This window comes from Luteibacter sp. GL_149 (assembly GCF_057834065.1).
In genome coordinates this window covers 671,353-689,446 of sequence record NZ_CM174395.1, presented here as the reverse complement: position 1 = coordinate 689,446, position 18,094 = coordinate 671,353, and the positions used below count along the sequence as shown (strand labels likewise).

Below are 18,094 nucleotides of genomic sequence, written 5' to 3'. Positions count from 1 at the left end.
CCCACGGCGAGGCGGTCGGTGGTCGCTACGGCCATGGTCGCTTTCAAGCGGAAACCTCAGCGTTCGGGCTTGCCCCCACGTGGTCGCCACGGACCCCGGCGTGCGCCGGGGTGACGGTGAGGGGTGAGGTGGCGCGAGGGAATCTTCAGCGTTGCGCTCTTGTTCTCCATACCGTTTACCGCACGACTCGGCGCAAAGCGCAACCGCTTAAGCGTTCCGATTAGACCCAGACAACACATCAACCCAAACAGCCAACACCAGAATCACACCCTTGATAATCATCTGCCACGAGTTATCGACATCCATCAACTGCATGCCGCTATCGAGACTGGCCATCACCAACGCACCGATCAGCGCGCCGTAAACCGTACCCGAACCGCCACGCATCGACGTACCACCGATAAAGCAGGCGGAGATAGCGTCAAGCTCGCCCCCCGTACCCGCCGACGGCGAACCCGAACCCGTGCGCGCCACTGTGATGATGCCCGCGAAGGCACACATCAAACCCATGATCGCGAACACAGCCAGCTTCACGCCCGCCACATTGACGCCGGAAAGCCGCGTGGCTTCCATATTGCCGCCCACCGCGTAGATGTGGCGACCGAACACCGTCTGCGTGGCGATATACGAGAACACGGCGAGCAGCGCGAGCAGGATCATCACCGGGATGGGAATGCCGTCGGCATCGTTCAGCATGTGAACGAAGGCGCCGATGAACACGCCGATCGCGACGACTTTCGCCACATCGATCCAGAGCGCGCCCTGCTGAAGACCGAGCTTCGCACGGCGCACGCGGCGACGCGCGGTCAGCGCCACCAGAGCGAGGAAGATCAGGCCGCCGATGTAGATCGACAACCGCGGCGGCACGAAGCCCTGCCCCAGCGCCACCAGATCGTCGGGTACCGGCGCAATGGTCTGGCTGTCGGTGAGATAAAGCACCAGACCGCGAAACGCGAGCATGCCACCCAGACCGACGATGAAGGACGGCACGCGCATCTTCGTAACGACGAAGCCATTGAATGCGCCGATGGCAAGACCGAGTAGCAGCACCACACCGATCGCCGACCAGGTACCCCATCCGTGATTGACGGCCAGGATCGCCACGACGCCGCCGAGCAGGCCAAGCATCGAACCGATGGACAGATCGATTTCGCCGGCGATGATCACGAATACCATGCCGCACGCGAGCATGCCGGTGATCGCCATCTGCCGGAACAGGTTCGACAGATTATTCGGCGTGACGAAAATGCCGCCCGTCTTGATGTGAAAGAAGAGCCAGATCACCGCGACGGCAAGAAGCAGCGCGAGGATCTTGTAGCGGACGAACAGTTGCTGCACTTGCTGGGCTTGCATGTCGGCTTCCCTGAAAACGCGGAATGGGATTCTTGTTTTGTGTCAGGCGGCGTTCGGTGTCGCCGCCGCGCTGTCTATGGCGGCGGCGAGCACCTGCTCCTGGGTCAGCCCGACGTTCGGGAAGTTACCCTTGAGCTTGCCCTCGCCCATCACCAGCACACGATCGCTTACGCCGAGCACTTCGGGCATTTCGGACGAGACCATGATGATCGACACGCCCTTCGCGGCAAGTTCGAACATCAATGTGTAGATGTCGAACTTCGATCCGACGTCGACGCCACGCGTGGGCTCGTCGAGAATCAGCACCTTCGGGCTGGGCAACAGCATCTTGGTCAGCACGGCTTTCTGCTGGTTGCCGCCGGACAGGCCGGCGATGGCCAGCTCCGGGCTGGCTGTCTTCACGCGCAGACGCTTGATCTCGGCTTCGACGGTCTGCAATTCGGCGGCGCGATCGATGCGGCCGGCATGCGAATAATGCTGAAGCGTGGCCAGCGTGATGTTGTCGCCCACGCCAAGCAGCGGAACGATGCCCTGGCGCTTGCGATCTTCCGGCACCAGCGAGAGCCCGGCGCGGATCGCCTGCTGCGGCGACGCTACCTTGATCGGCTTGCCTTCGAGCACCAGCTCGGCCGTGGAACGGCCCGGATACGCGCCGAAGATAGCCGATACCAGTTCGGTACGCCCCGCCCCCACCAGGCCCGCGATGCCCAGAATCTCGCCGCGACGCAGTTCGAACGATACGTCGTCGACGCGCTTGCGGTTCGGATTGGCGACATCCCAGCATGTCACGTGGCGGGCTTCGAAGATCACCTCGCCCACGTGGTGCTCGCTCTTCGGGAACAGGTTATCGATTTCGCGACCGACCATCGCCGTGATGATCGAATGCGTCGTCATCTCGCTCATCGGCCTGGTGAGGATGTGCTTGCCGTCGCGGATCACGGTCACCGTGTCGCAGACGCGCGCGACTTCTTCCAGCTTGTGCGAGATATACACACACGCCACGCCTTCGCGCTTCAGGTCTTCGATGATCGACAGCAGCGTGTCGGTCTCGCTGGAGGTCAGCGACGACGACGGCTCGTCCAGGATCAGCAGGCGCGCGTTCTTCGCAAGCGCCTTGGCGATTTCGAACAGTTGCTGGTAACCGCCGCCGTAGTTGCTGACCGGCGCGGCCACGTTGACGCCTTTCAGCTTCAGCCGTGCGAGCAGCGCTTCGGCCTTGGCGTACATGGCGTCGTAATCCATCAGTCCGCCGAACTTGCGGATCTCGTTGCCGAGGAAGATGTTCTCGGCAACGGATAGCTGGGGTACCAGCATCAGTTCCTGATGAATGATGACGATGCCGGCTTTTTCGCTGTCGCGCACGGAGTACGCATGCAGCGGCTTGCCGTCCCACAGGATCTCGCCTTCCCACGTGCCGTAAGGATAAACACCGGAGAGGACTTTCATCAGCGTGGATTTACCCGCGCCGTTTTCACCGCACAAACCGACGCACTCGCCGGGCCGCACGGCCAGATTGATGCCATTGAGCGCGCGCACGCCGGAGAACTCCTTGACGATATCGCGCATCTCGAACAGGTACTCGCTCACTCCCACTCCCTCGTCATGGAGAAACCCCGCCTCCCCGGCGGGGTTTCCCATTTTTACCAGACGCCCGCGTTTGGGGCGCCGGTTTTACAGGCCTAGCTGGGCCTTCGTGTAGAAGCCGTCTTTTACGACAACATCCGCGTTGGCCTTGGTCAGCAGCGTCGGCGTCAGCAGGATCGTATCGACATCTTTCTTGCCATTGTTGAGCTTGCTGGTGTACTTCGGCGTTTCGCCCTTGGCCAGCTGAACCGAGAGTTCGGCCGCATCGGTGGCGATCTGCTTGATGGGTTTGTACACGGTCATCGTCTGCGTACCGGCGATGACGCGCTTCACGCCAGCCAGGTCGGCATCCTGACCGGATACCGCAACCTTGCCGGCCAGCTTCTGGCCTTCCAGCGCCTGGATGGCACCGCCAGCCGTACCGTCGTTGGAAGCGACGATGCCCTGGATGTTGTTCTTGTTGGCCGTGAGTGCGTTTTCGACGATCTTCAGCGCATTGGCGGCGAGCCACTCGTTGGTCCACTGCTGGCCGACGATCTTGATATCGCCCTTGTCGATCAGCGGCTGCAGCACCTTCATCTGGCCCTGGCGAAGTATCTTGGCGTTGTTGTCCGTGGGAGCGCCGCCGAGCAGGAAGTAGTTGCCCTTCGGAGCCGCGTTGACGACGCCCTGCGCCTGCATCTCGCCGACCTTCTCGTTATCGAACGAGATATAGGCGTCGACGTCGGCACCGAGGATCAGGCGGTCGTAGGAAATGACCTTGATGCCGGCCTTCTGGGCCTGGGCAATCACGTTGGTGAGCGTCTTGGCGTTGAACGGAACGATGACCAGCACATCGACTTTCTGGGCGATCAGGTTTTCGATCTGGGACTGCTGCTTCGCTTCGTTGCCGTCGGCGGAGCTGACTTTTACGGTGGCGCCCTTCGCTTTGGCCGCAGCGATGAAGTAGTCGCGGTCGCGGGTCCAGCGCTCTACACGCAGATCGTCGATAGAGAAGCCGATAACCGGCGCGTCCTTGCTGGCGTGGGCCTGCGGCGTGGCGAATATGCCCGCGGCAATCATGGAAACGGCAAGCAATGTGTGTAATGCCTTGTGCTTCATGGTCTCTCCTTAGCTCTGGTCGCCCTTCAGGATGGGCGGATGTCGGCGCCGTTGGCGACGTCAGAAAAGATAGGCTTCAACTGCTTGTACAAGCGGCGGAACAAAGGGTGGCGGGTTTCGCGGAAATAAGCATGACGCGCTGCATCGGGTTCGCGAACGGCCAGGCGCCCGGGCATCGGGCAGACCTGGTCGAGCGTAGCACCTGGCTCGGCGGCCAGGTGAGCAAGGCGCGCGGCGCCCAGCGCCGGGCCAACTTCGCCGCCCCGGCACAGGACGAGCGGCTTGCCAAGGATGTCCGCAAGCATCTGGGTCCAGTAGGCGCTACGCGATCCGCCACCGATCACGGTGATCTCATCGGCGACGAGGCCCGTGGATTCCACGGCGAGAAGGCCGTCCAGAAGGCCAAGGCCCACGCCTTCCAGCGTTGCATTGACCAGATCGGCCCGCACGGTGTCCGGCCCCAGGCCCGTGAACGAACCTCGCGCATGCGCATCGTTGTGCGGCGTGCGTTCGCCCGTGAGATAGGGAAGGAACATCGGGCCGTCTTCACGCAACCCGAAGGATTCGCCGTCGGCCAGCAGGGACGGTACGTCCGCGTAACCGGTAAGACGCGCGGTGAAATCGAGGCAACTGGCGGCGTTGAGCATGACCGACATCAGGTGCCAGGTGTCCGGCAACGCATGACAGAAGCTGTGCACCGCCTGTTCGGGACGGGAACGGAAACCGTCGGAAACAGCGAAGTACACGCCGGATGTTCCCAGCGAGAGCATCGCCTGACCGTGGCGCACGATGCCCACGCCCACGGCACCGGCGGCGTTGTCGCCACCGCCGGCGGCGACCGGCACGGTGTCGATGCCCCAGCGCTCGGCGACATCGCGACGCAGACGGCCGCTCGCCTGACTGCCTTCGCGTACTTCGGGCATGTTCGCGCGCGTAAGACCGGTGGCGGCAAGCATCTCGTCGCTCCACTGCCGGCGCGCCACGTCCAGCCAGAGCGTACCCGCGGCATCGGAGGCGTCGGTGACATAGTCGCCGGTCATCAGCAGACGCAGATAATCTTTCGGCAGCAGGACTTTCGCGACACGATCGAAAACGCCGGGCTCGTGTTTGCGCACCCACGCGAGCTTGGGCGCCGTGAAGCCCGGCATGGCCAGGTTTCCGGTGATATCGCGAAAATGCGGAACACGTTCCAGTTCCGCGCATTCGATATCGGAACGCCCGTCGTTCCACAGGATGGCCGGACGAAGCACGCGGTCGGCGCTGTCCAGCAATGTGGCGCCGTGCATCTGGCCGCTGAGACCGATGCCGGAGACGCGGCGGCGACCGATGCCCGCGCGTTCGGCCGCACGCAGCGCTTCGCCGACCGCCGCCTCCGTCGCCGTCCACCACGACGCGGGGTCCTGCTCGGACCATCGCGGTCGCGAATGGGATACGTCCAGCGGACTGGACGCCATGGCGCGCACGTCGCCTTCCTCGTCGATCAGAACGGCCTTGACGGACGATGTGCCCAGATCGATGCCCAGAAACATATGACTGTCCGTATCCCTGCCGACCGGATCAACCATAAATATAGCGGTTGACGATGTTTTCAAGCAGTTCCTGTTCGCCCGACCGGTGGTTCGGATGGATATTGCGCAGAACCGCGTCGTCTGCCATGGAGGCCAGGCTGAAGCCGCCGTCGAGGATTTTGCGACCGAACGTACCGTCCCATCCGGCATAGCGCCTGGCCTTCAGCTCGGCCAGCGTGTCGCGCTCGATCATCTTCGCGGCACGTTCCAGACCAAGCGCCAGCGCATCGATCGCGCCGATGTGCCCGTGGAACAGATCCGCCGGATCGGAACTCTGACGGCGCACCTTGGTATCGAAGTTGAAGCCACCGGACGTAAAACCGCCAGCGCGCAGGATTTCGTAGATCACCAGCGTGAGTTCTTCGACGCTGTTCGGGAACTGATCGGTATCCCAGCCATTCTGCGGATCGCCGCGATTGGCGTCGATGCTGCCGAAGACGCCCAGCGCGATCGACGTGGCGACCTCGTGCTGGAACGAATGACCGGCGAGCGTGGCGTGGTTGGCTTCCAGATTCGTCTTCACCTCGTTTTCGAGGCCGAATTCCTTGAGGAAGCCGTAGACCGTTGCGGTGTCGTAGTCGTACTGGTGCTTCGTAGGTTCCTGCGGCTTCGGCTCGATCAGGATCAGTCCGTCGAAACCGATCTTGTACTTATGCTCGATGACCATCTGGAAGAACCTACCGAGTTGCGCGCGCTCGCGCTTGAGATCGGTATTGAGCAGCGTGTCGTAACCTTCGCGGCCACCCCATAGTACGTAGTTGGCGCCGCCCAGACGCAGCGTGGCATCCATCGCATTACGCACCTGAGTGGCCGCGTAGGCGAACACGTCCGGCTGCGGATTGGTCGCGGCGCCGGCCGCATAACGCGGATGGCTGAACACGTTGGCGGTGCCCCAGAGCAGCTTCATGCCCGTCGTGGCCTGCTTCGCCTCGAGCACGTCGACCATCTCGGCGAGGTTCTTCTGGTACTCGCCCAGGCTGTTGCCTTCGGGCGCGATATCGGTGTCGTGGAACGTGTAGTAAGGCGTGCCCAGACGCGAGAAGAAATCGAATGCGGCATCGGCCTTCAGGCGTGCCTGGGTCATCGGATCGCCGGCCTGCTGCCAGGGCCGTTCGAAGGTGCCGGCACCGAATACGTCCGAGCCCGGCCATACGAAGGTATGCCAGTAGCAGACGGCCAGACGCAGGTGTTCGGCCATGGTCTTGCCCAACAGCTTCTTGCTGGGATCGTAGTGATGGAACGCGAGCGGATTATCCGATCCGGTTCCCTCGAAGCGGATCTTCGGAATGGCGTCGAAGTAGGACATGGCGGTTCTCGAGTGCTAGACGAATAGCCAAGATGCTGACGATGGGGCTTCTGGCGGGCAATTGCGAAATTCGCCAGTCCGATGATCTTTTTCATTGCCGCGCTGCGTCATGAGGGGTGGCGGACCTCGTGCTAGCGTGAGCGACCGGCAAGCCGCCAGGTCTTCCTTTCGAGAGTCATGGCTCCGCATCGCATCGCGCTGTTGTTCAACGCCAACAAGGTGTACGACCGGCAGGTCATCGCGGGTATTGGCCAGTATCTGAACTCCACTCGCGTGGAATGGGACCTCTTCATGGAGGAGGATTTCCGTTGCCGCATGCGCGACATCCATCGCTGGCAGGGCGACGGCATCATTGCCGATTTCGACGATCCGGACGCCACCGACGCCCTGTGCAATCTGACGATGCCGGTGGTCGCGGTGGGCGGGTCGTATCACGATGCTGCCGCCTATCCCGTCAACACGCCGTATATCGCTACCGATAACGCGAAGCTGGTGCGCCTGGCCTACGATCACCTGATCGAGCAGGGCTTGCAGCGTTTTGCGTTCTACGGCCTGCCACCCAATCCGCGCAGTCGTTGGGCGCTGGAGCGCGAAGGTGCCTTCGAACGCATTCTCGCCGCGGACGGCATGGAAAGCACGGTCTACCGCGGCTCGCCCACCAGCGCGGGCGGCTGGGGCCAGGCGGTAGAGGAACTGGTCGCATGGCTGCGTTCGCTGCCCAAGCCGATCGGTATCGTCGCGGCGACCGACGCGCGTGCGCGGCAGCTTTTGCAGGCCTGCGTGATCGGAGAGATTTCGGTACCCGAGCAGGTCGCCATCGTCGGCATCGACAACGATCCGATGGCGCAGTTGCTTACGCGCATTCCGTTGACGTCGGTGATCCAGGGCGCGGAGGAAATGGGGCGCACCGCTGCGCATCTCCTGCATCAGATGCTGCGCGGCGCCACCTGCACGGATACACGGGTACTGGTGCCGCCGGTCGGCATCAACGTGCAGGCGTCGAGCAAGCACCTGCCGGTGAAAAGCCCGCACGTCATGCGCGCCAGCCATTACATTCGCCAGTACGCCTGTCTTGGCATCAAGACCGAACAGGTGGCCGACTATGTCGGCATTTCGCGCACGGTGCTCGAAGAACATTTCAAGCGCGAACTGAAGCAGACCGTGCACCAGGCCATCCTGCAACACAAACTCGAAACAGCGCGCGAACTGCTCGCCGGTTCGACGACGCCGCTCACGGATATTGCCGTGCGCTGCGGCTTCACCTCGTTGCAGTACATGTATGCCGTGTTCCGCCGCGAATACGACTGCACACCGCGGCAGTATCACGAAGCCCATAGACAGATCATCCCCAGCTAGCACGGAAGCGATCCATGAACGCCATTACTTCCGCCCGGCCTTGGGGCGTGCTGCCAGACGGCCGCGCCGCGCATCGCTGGACACTGCGCAACGCCACCGGCATGACGGTCGACATCAGCGATCTCGGCGGCACCCTGCTTTCCTGGCAGGCACCGGATCGTCAGGGCCGCTTCGGCGATGTGCTGCTAGGTCACGCCACGCCGGGCGACTATCTGGATGCGACGGCGTATATGGGGGCTCTCATCGGGCGCTGGGCCAACCGTATCCGCGATGGCCGTTTCGAGCTGGATAACGTGCCCTACCGGCTGGACCGGAACGACGGTCCCAATCACCTGCATGGCGGACTGGACGGTTTTCACCACAGACTATGGGAGGTCGAGGCGTCGGTTGGCGAACTGCACCTGCGTCTCGTATCGCCCGAGGGCGAAGGCGGATTCCCCGGCGAGCTGAGCGTGGAGGTGACTTATCGCCTCGACGACAACGGCACGGTGGAAATCGCATACGCCGCTCACACCGATGCGGCCACGCCGGTGAACCTGACGTCGCATCCCTATTTCAATCTCAACGATCGTCGCGGCGACATCCGCGATCACATGCTGCGCATCGACGCGGATGCGTTCCTGGCGACCGACGCGGGCGGCATTCCGTACCGGCGCCAGCCCGTCGCTGGCTCGGCTTTCGATTTCCGCGACGCGGCACCCATCGGCGCGCGCCTGCTCTGGCCGGACGACCAGCTGAAGATCGCTGGCGGCTTCGACCATTGCTACGCTCTGACCGGCGGCCACGCATCGCTGCGCGAGGTAGCCGTCGTGGCCGATCCGGCCAGCGGCCGGCGCCTGACCGTGTCGACGGATCAACCCGGCCTGCAGTTCTACAGCGGCCAGAAACTGGGCGGCACCGGGCGCCGCGAAGGCGGCCATTACGAGGCTTTTTCCGGCTTCGCGCTGGAGGCCCAGGCCTTCCCGGACCAGATCAACGGACCCGACGCCGCCGCGGTGGTCCTCCGGCCCGGAGCGGTTTATCGGCAGACCACGCAGTACAGACTCGGCGTCGACTGAGGGGCAGTCCGCTACACTAGGGGGATGTCTCTTATCCAACTCATCCACGTCGACTACAGCATCGGCGGCCCCCTCCTGCTCGAACAGGTCGATCTTTCCATCGAACCGAACGAGCGTGTGTGTATCGTCGGCCGTAATGGCGCCGGCAAATCGACCCTGCTCAAGCTCATCGCGGGTGAGATTCATCCCGACGACGGCGAGATTCGCGTTCAGGGCGGCACGCGCATCGCGCGTCTGACCCAGGAAGTCCCCCAGGGCACCGCCGGCAGCGTCTTCGACGTCGTGGCCGAGGGCCTGGGCGAGCTCGGTCACCTGCTCGCCCGCTATCACCACCTGCTGGCCGAAGGCGATTTCGACGCGCTGGGCGACGTGCAGAGTCAGATCGAAGCGCAGAACGCGTGGGATCTGGACGCCCGTGTGCAGCGGATCGTGGAACAGCTGGAACTGCCGGAAACGGCCGACTTCGCCGATCTTTCCGGCGGCATGAAGCGTCGCGTACTGATGGGCCAGGCCCTGGTGCGCGCGCCCGATCTCCTGCTGCTGGACGAACCGACCAACCATCTGGATATCGAAGCGATCGCGTGGCTCGAAGATTTCCTGAAGAACTTCGGCGGCAGCATCATCTTCATCACCCATGACCGCAGCTTCCTGCGCTCGCTGGCGACGCGCATCGTCGAAATCGACCGCGGCAATGTGACCAGCTGGCCGGGCGATTACGAAAATTACCTGCGTCGCCGCGAAGAGCGTCTGCACGCCGAGTCGCAGGCCAATGCGCTGTTCGACAAGAAGCTGGCGCAGGAAGAGGTCTGGATTCGTCAGGGTATCAAGGCGCGTCGTACCCGTAACGAAGGTCGCGTCCGTGCGCTGAAGGCGCTGCGCAACGAGCGCTCCGAGCGGCGCGAGGTAACCGGCACCGCGAAGATTACGCTGGCGAACGCGCAGTCCGGCGGCCGCAAGGTCGTGGACGCGAAAAACGTGACGCAGGCGTATGGCGGCCGCACGTTGCTGCGCGATCTTTCCACCACGATCATGCGCGGCGACCGTGTCGGCATCATCGGTCCGAACGGCGCGGGCAAGAGTACGTTGCTGAAAATCCTGCTGGGTGAGCTGAAGCCGCAGGAAGGCGAGGTGACGCTGGGCACGGGACTGGAAATCGCCTATTTCGACCAGCATCGTTCGACGCTGGACGATAGCCTGAATGCGCTGGACAACGTGGCCGAAGGTCGCGAGTACATCGAGCTCAACGGCACGCGCAAGCACATCATCGGCTACCTGCAGGATTTCCTGTTCTCGCCGGAACGCGCACGCGCACCCATCACCCGCCTGTCGGGCGGCGAACGCAATCGCCTGTTGCTGGCGAAGCTGTTCGCGCAGCCGTCCAACCTGCTGGTCATGGATGAACCGACCAACGACCTGGACATCGAAACGCTGGAGCTGCTCGAAGAACTGCTCGGCGAATACAGCGGCACGCTGCTGCTCGTTTCGCATGACCGTGCGTTCATCGACAACGTCGTTTCGAGCACGCTGGTGCTGGAAGGCGATGGCGTCGTCGGCGAATACATCGGCGGCTATAACGACTGGGTGCGCCAGCGCCCGGCTGCCGCGGCCGCGATGGCACGCGCGTCGAAAGCTCAGCTGCCAGCGACATCCGCTCCGGCTCCCGCTCCTGCGAAGCGCAAGCTGAGCTTCAAGGAACAGCGCGAACTCGACCTGCTTCCCGAGAAGCTTGAGACGCTGGAGAAGGACATCGCCACGCGTACCGAAGCGATGAATGCGCCCGGCTATTTCCAGCAGGACAATGCGGTGATCGTTCGTAACAACGAAGCCATCGCGAAGCTGCAAGCCGAGCTGGATGCGGCTTACAAGCGCTGGGAAGAACTAGAAAACGGTTGACGCTGAAGAGCGCTCGTCGTCCCTGCGCAGGCAGGGACCCAGTGCGGTGCATTGGGTTGTCGCGGCTACGCTCGATCAGCTCTTCAAGGCGCCGCGACACCAATCAACCCGTGTTCTGCAACCCCTGCGACACACCATTCACGCACGCGACCAGCGCTTTCAACAATCCATCGTCCTGACCGCCCGTGGCGCGCCAGCGCTTCAGCAAATCGACCTGCAACAAGCTCATCGGATCGACATACGGATTGCGCAGGCGAATAGACGTAGCCAGACGCGGGTCGCTCGCCAGCAATTCATCGGCACCCTTCAGCTTCAGCACCCAACGTACCGTGCGCTCGAATTCATCGCGGATCATCGGGAAGAATGTAGCGTGGCGTTCGCCGGCAAGTTGCGAGAACGCTTCGGCAATAGCCAGATCGGCTTTTGCCAGAATCATTTCCACATCGTCCAGCATGGTCGAGAAGAACGGCCAGTCGTGCGCCATGTCGACCAGCGCCTGCTCGCCACATTCTTTCGATACCTCGTCCAGAGCGCTGCCTAGTCCATACCAGCCCGTCAGCACAGCACGGCATTGCGTCCAGGCAAATACCCAGGGAATCGCACGGAGATCTTCTACACCTTTCATGCTGCGACGACGCGCCGGACGCGATCCCAGCGTCATGCGTTCGATCACGTCGATCGGCGTGGCACCACGGAAGTACTCGACGAAACCTTCCGTATCGACGAATGCGCGATATGCTACGCGACTGCGATCGGACAGCCGCGCCATCGTCTCTTTCCACTGCGGTTCGCGCTTTTCTTCGATGCGCGGTCGCAGCGAGGCACGCAATACGGCGCCCAGCGTCTGTTCCAGGTTACGCACAGCCAGTGCGCGAATGCCGTATTTGCGATGGATGACCTCGCCCTGCTCCGTCACACGAAGCACGCCACCTACCGAACCGCGTGGCGATGCCATGAGCGCGGGGGTGATGCGCGAACCGCCACGGCTGGCCGAGCCGCCGCGACCATGGAAGAACCCGAGCCGGATGCCGGCGCCATGCGCCACTTCCAGCATTTCCACCTGTGCACGTTGCAGACCCCAGCGCGATGCGACGGTGCCGCCGTCCTTGCCGCTATCCGAATAGCCCAGCATGACCCATTGCCGGTCGCCGCGCGCTTTCAGGTGATCGCGATAGACCGGATCGTCCAGCAGCGCCTGCAATGTTTCCGGGCCGCCTTTCAGGTCGTCGATGGTTTCGAACAGCGGCGCGACATCGAGGGGAACGCGGCCGTTTTCGAGCAGGCCGCCGCGACGCGCGAGCGCGAGGACGGCGAGTACGTCCGCCGCTGTTTCGGCCATGCTGATGATGTAAAGGCCTGTCGCTTCGCTGCCGTAGCGTTTGCGCGAGTCGGCGAGCGTGGCGAAGACGTCGCGCAGCATGGTCGCCGCTTCGTTGTTCTCGCCAGCGACAAAGCTGCGCTCGCCGCTGGCATAGGGGCGCAGGGTGGCGACGCGGCGTGCGGTGTCGCGCTGCGCCCAGTCGTCTTCGCCGAGCAACGCCGCAAGCGCTTCGTCGTGTACCCGGGCATCCTGACGGACGTCGAGGCGGGCGAGATGGAAGCCGAACGTACGCGCGCGCCACAACAGACGGCGAACGGCGTATGCACCGGCGTGTTCGCCGCAATTCGTGGCGAGGCTTTTTTCGACCAGTGCGATGTCGCCAATGAACTCATCGGCGGACGCGTATGCGTCGTCCTGTTCGTGCCGGGTTGCGTCGATGCGTGCGCTTACGAAGGCGAGGAAGCAACGATATGGCATGTCCGCGTGACGTGGACGGATGTGTGCGGCGGTGTCTGGAAGACGTTCGCGGTAATCTTCCAGACGGCGCACCAGTTTCTCGTCGAGATCGACGCGGTCTTCGGTCTGACTGAGCAGACGCGCCAGCTCGCCCAGGTCTTCGCCGTAGCGTTCCAGCACCAGCGAACGCTGGGCGGATAGGCTGGCCGCGATCGTTTCGGCACCGACATTCGGGTTACCGTCCATATCGCCACCGACCCAGGTGGCGAAACGAAGCAGGCGCGGGGGGACGATGTCTTCGCCATAGGTTTCGCCCAGCGCCTGCTGCAAGGCTTCGTACAACGCGGGCAGTACGCGATAAATGGGACGGGCGATATAGAAACCGACGTGGTCGAATTCGTCCTGCACGCTTGGACGCACCGGTGAGGCTTCGGCGGTTTGCCAGCCCGCGGACAGCGCCATCAGGATGCGCGCGTCGTCGTCGCGCAGTTCCTGCGGCGTACGTGTCGGATCGAATTCGTCCACCAGCGCGCGGACGATTTCCTGTTCTTTCTCCAGCAGCGAACGTCGTACCGCTTCGGTCGGGTGGGCCGTGAATACCGGTTCGACGTCCAGCCGACCGAGCAATGCCACCAGTTCGTCGCGACCGACGCCTTCGTGCTTCAGCCGCGCCAGCACGGCGGCCAGTGACTCCGGCTGCGGCGACGAGCCTTCGCGCTGGTAGTCGCGGCGGCGCCGGATGCGATGTACGCGCTCGGCGGTATTCACCGCCTGGAAATAAGTGGCGAAGGCACGGGCGAGCGCCTCGGCTCCGGCCGCATCCAGGCCGGTCAACGGCTTTGCCAGGGCCTCGACGGCTTCGCCGCTGCGGCGGCGCTGGATGGCGGCGGTGCGGACGTGTTCCACCTGTTCGAAGAATGCCTGCCCGCCCTGCTCGGCCAGCATTTGTCCGACGAGGGCCCCTAAACGGCGTACATCCTCGCGTAGCGGGCCGTCGTGGGGGAGGAATTCAGCGTCGCGTGCGGCTTCCATCGGGATCTCGTCTGCATGGATCGAACCCCGAGAGTACCGAAACCGACGTTCATCCGCTCATGGCGATTAGGAGATATAATCGGCGTCCGTTTTGCCCGCCGAGGGGCGCTGCGACCGTTGGGGCTTTCATGCTTACCACCGGCCAGGCTCGGCGCGGCGTGTTCGACAACGGCGCCCCCGTGACCATCCGGAGCTACGCCAATGAACGCCGTCACCCAAGACAACGTGACCCACGATTACAACGTCCGCGATATTTCGCAAGCCGCCCTCGGCCGCCGCCGCATCCGCATGGCGGAAGAGGAAATGCCGGGCCTGATGCAGATCCGCGCCCGCTACGCGAAAGAAAAGCCCCTTCAGGGCGTACGTCTTTCGGGCTCGCTGCATGTCACCAAGGAAACCGCGGTCCTCGCCGAAACGCTGCGCGAACTCGGCGCATCGGTTCGTTGGGCTTCTTGCAACATCTTCTCGACGCAGGACGACGTCGCCGCGGCCATGGCCGCCGGTGGCCTGCCGGTGTTCGCCTGGAAGGGCGAGTCGCTGGAAGAGTACTGGGACTGCACGCTCGACATGCTGACCCATCCGGGCGAGACCGGCCCGCAGCTGATCGTCGACGATGGCGGCGACGCCACGCTGCTGATCCACAAGGGCCTGGAACTCGAGCAGGGTTCGGACTGGGTGAACAGCCCGGGCGCGAATCACGAGGAACAGGTCATCAAGGACCTGCTGAAGCGCGTCGCGAAAGAGCGCCCGGGCTTCTGGACGAAGGTCGCGGCCGAATGGCGCGGCGTGTCCGAAGAAACGACGACCGGCGTCCACCGTCTTTACCAGCTGGCCGAAGCCGGCAAGCTGCTGGTGCCCGCGATCAACGTCAACGACTCGGTCACGAAGAGCAAGTTCGATAACCTCTACGGCTGCCGCGAGTCGCTGGCCGATGGCATCAAGCGCGCTACCGACCTGATGGTCGCCGGCAAGGTCGCGGTCGTCTGCGGCTACGGCGACGTGGGCAAGGGTTGCGCCCATTCGCTGAAGGGCTTCGGCGCGCGCGTTATCGTGACGGAAATCGATCCGATCAACGCCCTGCAGGCGGCGATGGAAGGCTTCCAGGTCACGACGATCGAAGAAACCCTGGGCATCGCCGACATTTATGTCACCACCACGGGCAACAAGGACATCATCACGCTGGAACACATGGCGGCGATGAAGAACAACGCCCTGGTCTGCAACATCGGCCACTTCGACAACGAAATCCAGATCGATCGCCTGAACACGGCGAAGGACGTCTCCCGCGAGACGATCAAGCCGCAGGTCGACCGTTACACGTTCGCTTCGGGCCGCGCCATCTACATGCTGGCCGAAGGCCGTCTGGTGAACCTCGGTTGCGCCCATGGCCACCCGAGCTTCGTGATGTCGAACAGCTTCTCGAACCAGACGCTCGCGCAGATCGATCTGTGGGCGAACAAGGATCTCTATGAGAAGTCGGTCTACCGCCTGCCGAAGAAGCTCGACGAAGAAGTCGCACGCCTGCATCTGGAGCAGATCGGCGTGAAGCTGACGAAGCTGACGCCGGAACAGGCCGAATACATCGGCGTGCCGGTCGAAGGTCCGTACAAGCCGGATCATTATCGTTATTGATTGATTGCACCGCATCCCGGCGCCATGAAAGGAGCGGCCTTCGGGCCGCTCTTTTTTTGCCCGGAAATTGCCATCCGCGATAACTAGCGTGTACGAGTTACCCCGTAGCTCTCAAGGAAGAACCGTTATGCGCCTCATCCATGGACTGGTGGCACTTTGTACCGCTCTCGTATCGTCATCGTCGTTCGCCGGCGTCGTACTCAAGAACGCGCAATGGCAGGTGACGGTCGAACCCGACACTTTTGCCATCAGGGCAACACCGGCCCACCAGGCGCCGGTCACCGTTTCGACCGGCGTGGATGGGCATCGCGTGGCATCGCTCATCGCCACCGATGCCCATGCCACATGGTCGTGGGACGACGAGGCCTACCGCGTCGATGCGGTACTGGAAGGGCAAGACCTCGCGCTGACGATTCATGCAAAAAATCCCGGCGAACTCCGGTTCTTGCGCCAGCCCGGGGCGGCGATGGGACAAGGACTGATCCTGCCATTGGCCGAAGGACATTACGTTCCTCGGGGCAACGCTGTCTGGCGGCAGTTCATGGTCGAAAACATGGGCGAGACGAATACCGCCGAGGATCTCAGCCTGCCGCTGTGGGGAAATAACCATGGTGCGTTCTCGCTTAGCTGGTTGTTGACCAGCCCATTCGACAATCGACTTCGGTTCAGCGCCGATGACGATGCGCTTGCTGTCACGGCAAGCCACCAGTTCACCGCGCTCAACGTCGATACGCCGCTCACCCTGATCCTGCATCTGGGCGAAGGCGACACCGACCTGCTCGATGCGGCGAAACGGTATCGGCGATGGCTGATCGCTACGCATCGTTTTGAAACGCTCGAGGCCAAGCGCCACACTGCTCCGGATGTCGACAAGCTGATCGGCGCGACACACGTGTATTTATGGGGCGGCGGATTACTCGCGCCCCCCGATGTCAGGGACTGGACCGTACTCGTGGCCTCACTCCGCGGAGCCGATCCTTTGGCGGGCCGACTCAGAGATCGCTTCGATGCCGAATCGCGAAAGCTTCTTGCGACAGCAGAAGGTACACCGAACGATTACGAGAAACGCAGCTTGCTGGATGCGCTCAACAGCGCTCTCAATGCGGAAGCCAGAAATAGATGGCTAAGCGACGAACCCGACATGACGGTACTCGTCGATAGCTACGGAATCGTGCGCGAACAGGTCAAGAAGGTTTTCGGTGCAGCGCTGACGAACGATCCGTCGCGTTGGGGTGGTGGTGTCTCTCTGTCGACGATGCACCGGTTGCGGGCATCTGGGCTATCCCATCTCTGGATCGGTCTGGGCGAGGGATGGGAAGGCGGCCTGTGGCACCCGGAAGCCATCGCGTCCGCCGTTGAGGCGGGTTATCTGATCGGGCCCTACGATTCCTACGAAACGGCGTTACCTCGCGACGTAAACCCGGACTGGATCACCGCACATCTTGACGAACGGGCCTACTCCACCTGCGCGATCGTTCGCGAGAACGGAACGCCCCGGCCAGGCTTTCAGGGCAATGGTCACTACACCGACCCGCGTTGCGTTCGCCCGCTACTCGAAGCGCGCATTTCCGCGTTGCACGCGAAGGTTCCGTTCAATAGCTGGTTTCTCGACGCATATGCCACGGGAATGTCATTCGAAAGTACCCGGCCAAGTGCCACGATGACCCGGCAGCAAAATGCCGACGGCAATATCGCAAGCATGTCGTGGGTAAGCGCATCGCTTCGACTGCCGACCGGCTCCGAAGGAGGCAATGCGGCCACGGCGCAAGGGTTGGTCTTCGCGCATGGCATGCAGACACCGGTCATCGGCTGGGGCGATCGCGATCTGGGCGTCGGGGTCAAACCGAACCGGGGATCGCGTTACTACGTCGGCAACTGGTACCCAGCCTATGAACCGGCCGTGTTCTTCAAGCCCGTTCCCATGAAAGAACCATATCGCACGGTGCACTTCGATCCGGCATTCCGTCTCCCGCTGTATCAGGCCGTGTTCCACGATTCGATCGTCACGACGCATCACTGGCACTTCGACAACCTGAAGCTGACCAACGTCCATGCGGACAGCGAACTGACCCAGATGCTCTACAACGTACCGGCGCTATATCACCTGAGTGCCGGCAGTCTTGCGACGCGCCTTCCCGCGATAAAGCGCCAGGATGCGTTCTTCAGTGCCCTCCATCGCAAGCTGGGCACTCAGGCGTTAACCGGATTCAGCTGGTTATCGGCTGACCGCCGCTTGCAACAGACCACCTTCGCGGACGGTACCCGCCTCGTCGCCAACTTTTCCGACGAAAACAGGGAAACTGGCGGACAGCGGTTCGATGCCCGCAGCGCGACGGCGATTCACCCGGACGGAACGAGGACTTGTTACAAAGTCGATAAATAGACATCTTTTCATCTCGATTGAAAGATATATACTCGGAGCCAACATCCAGCC

Annotated in this window: 11 protein-coding genes and 1 riboswitch; of the genes, 5 read left to right on the top strand and 6 right to left on the bottom strand. The window is 62.8% G+C overall.

Annotated features, from left to right (window positions below):
- Nucleotides 1-207: 207 nt before the first annotated feature.
- The 5 genes from AC3IR3_RS03105 to xylA all read right to left on the bottom strand — a co-directional run bounded on the left by AC3IR3_RS03105 (nucleotide 208) and on the right by xylA (nucleotide 6,912).
- Entirely contained in the window at nucleotides 208-1,353 is a 1,146-nt protein-coding gene (locus AC3IR3_RS03105) for a sugar ABC transporter permease (protein WP_489195567.1), read from the bottom strand.
- Between the two features lie 42 nt (nucleotides 1,354-1,395).
- Complete coding sequence (locus AC3IR3_RS03100) at nucleotides 1,396-2,940, bottom strand: xylose ABC transporter ATP-binding protein (RefSeq protein WP_489195566.1); 1,545 nt, start codon at nucleotides 2,938-2,940, stop codon at nucleotides 1,396-1,398.
- Between the two features lie 84 nt (nucleotides 2,941-3,024).
- Nucleotides 3,025-4,038 (bottom strand): D-xylose ABC transporter substrate-binding protein, encoded by a 1,014-nt coding sequence (gene xylF, locus AC3IR3_RS03095; protein WP_489195565.1) that lies wholly within the window; start codon nucleotides 4,036-4,038, stop codon nucleotides 3,025-3,027.
- Between the two features lie 26 nt (nucleotides 4,039-4,064).
- The gene (gene xylB / locus AC3IR3_RS03090) at nucleotides 4,065-5,567 is read right to left on the bottom strand and encodes a xylulokinase (protein WP_489195564.1); all 1,503 of its coding nucleotides are present in this window, start codon (nucleotides 5,565-5,567) and stop codon (nucleotides 4,065-4,067) included.
- A gap of 28 nt (nucleotides 5,568-5,595) precedes the next feature.
- Nucleotides 5,596-6,912: a xylose isomerase gene (gene xylA / locus AC3IR3_RS03085; protein WP_489195563.1), complete on the bottom strand. Its 1,317-nt coding sequence runs from the start codon at nucleotides 6,910-6,912 to the stop codon at nucleotides 5,596-5,598.
- Nucleotides 6,913-7,089: 177 nt separating this feature from the next.
- On the opposite strand from xylA, the gene AC3IR3_RS03080 reads away from it, so the two are divergent.
- From AC3IR3_RS03080 to AC3IR3_RS03070, 3 genes are read left to right on the top strand one after another with little or no spacing between them, the layout of a single operon-like run.
- Nucleotides 7,090-8,268, top strand: coding sequence for a XylR family transcriptional regulator (locus AC3IR3_RS03080; protein ID WP_489195562.1), 1,179 nt, complete (start codon nucleotides 7,090-7,092; stop codon nucleotides 8,266-8,268).
- A gap of 14 nt (nucleotides 8,269-8,282) precedes the next feature.
- Nucleotides 8,283-9,326, top strand: coding sequence for an aldose epimerase family protein (locus tag AC3IR3_RS03075; protein WP_489195561.1), 1,044 nt, complete (start codon nucleotides 8,283-8,285; stop codon nucleotides 9,324-9,326).
- Nucleotides 9,327-9,350: 24 nt separating this feature from the next.
- A complete protein-coding gene (locus AC3IR3_RS03070; protein WP_489195560.1) occupies nucleotides 9,351-11,219 on the top strand; it encodes an ATP-binding cassette domain-containing protein in 1,869 nt (622 codons plus the stop codon).
- A 103-nt stretch (nucleotides 11,220-11,322) separates the two neighbouring features.
- Here AC3IR3_RS03070 and ppc read toward each other — a convergent pair whose 3' ends face one another.
- Entirely contained in the window at nucleotides 11,323-14,028 is a 2,706-nt protein-coding gene (ppc, locus tag AC3IR3_RS03065; RefSeq protein ID WP_489195559.1) for a phosphoenolpyruvate carboxylase, read from the bottom strand.
- Nucleotides 14,029-14,122: 94 nt separating this feature from the next.
- Nucleotides 14,123-14,212, top strand: a riboswitch (S-adenosyl-L-homocysteine riboswitch).
- 17 nt (nucleotides 14,213-14,229) lie between these two features.
- Between ppc and ahcY the strand changes: the two genes are divergently transcribed.
- Both ahcY and AC3IR3_RS03055 read left to right on the top strand, forming a co-directional pair.
- Nucleotides 14,230-15,660 (top strand): adenosylhomocysteinase, encoded by a 1,431-nt coding sequence (gene ahcY, locus AC3IR3_RS03060; RefSeq protein ID WP_489195558.1) that lies wholly within the window; start codon nucleotides 14,230-14,232, stop codon nucleotides 15,658-15,660.
- Nucleotides 15,661-15,787: 127 nt separating this feature from the next.
- Nucleotides 15,788-18,043, top strand: a complete 2,256-nt coding sequence (locus AC3IR3_RS03055) for a glycoside hydrolase (protein WP_489195557.1) — start codon at nucleotides 15,788-15,790, stop codon at nucleotides 18,041-18,043.
- Nucleotides 18,044-18,094: the final 51 nt, after the last annotated feature.

Bases quoted from the DNA above. Each gene is read 5' to 3' on its own strand.
- AC3IR3_RS03105 (WP_489195567.1), bottom strand. From the start codon at position 1,353: ATGCAAGCCCAGCAAGTGCAGCAACTGTTCGTCCGCTACAAGATCCTC.
- xylF (WP_489195565.1), bottom strand. From the start codon at position 4,038: ATGAAGCACAAGGCATTACACACATTGCTTGCCGTTTCCATGATTGCC.
- xylB (WP_489195564.1), bottom strand. From the start codon at position 5,567: ATGTTTCTGGGCATCGATCTGGGCACATCGTCCGTCAAGGCCGTTCTG.
- xylA (WP_489195563.1), bottom strand. From the start codon at position 6,912: ATGTCCTACTTCGACGCCATTCCGAAGATCCGCTTCGAGGGAACCGGA.
- AC3IR3_RS03080 (WP_489195562.1), top strand. From the start codon at position 7,090: ATGGCTCCGCATCGCATCGCGCTGTTGTTCAACGCCAACAAGGTGTAC.
- AC3IR3_RS03075 (WP_489195561.1), top strand. From the start codon at position 8,283: ATGAACGCCATTACTTCCGCCCGGCCTTGGGGCGTGCTGCCAGACGGC.
- AC3IR3_RS03070 (WP_489195560.1), top strand. From the start codon at position 9,351: ATGTCTCTTATCCAACTCATCCACGTCGACTACAGCATCGGCGGCCCC.
- ppc (WP_489195559.1), bottom strand. From the start codon at position 14,028: ATGGAAGCCGCACGCGACGCTGAATTCCTCCCCCACGACGGCCCGCTA.
- ahcY (WP_489195558.1), top strand. From the start codon at position 14,230: ATGAACGCCGTCACCCAAGACAACGTGACCCACGATTACAACGTCCGC.
- AC3IR3_RS03055 (WP_489195557.1), top strand. From the start codon at position 15,788: ATGCGCCTCATCCATGGACTGGTGGCACTTTGTACCGCTCTCGTATCG.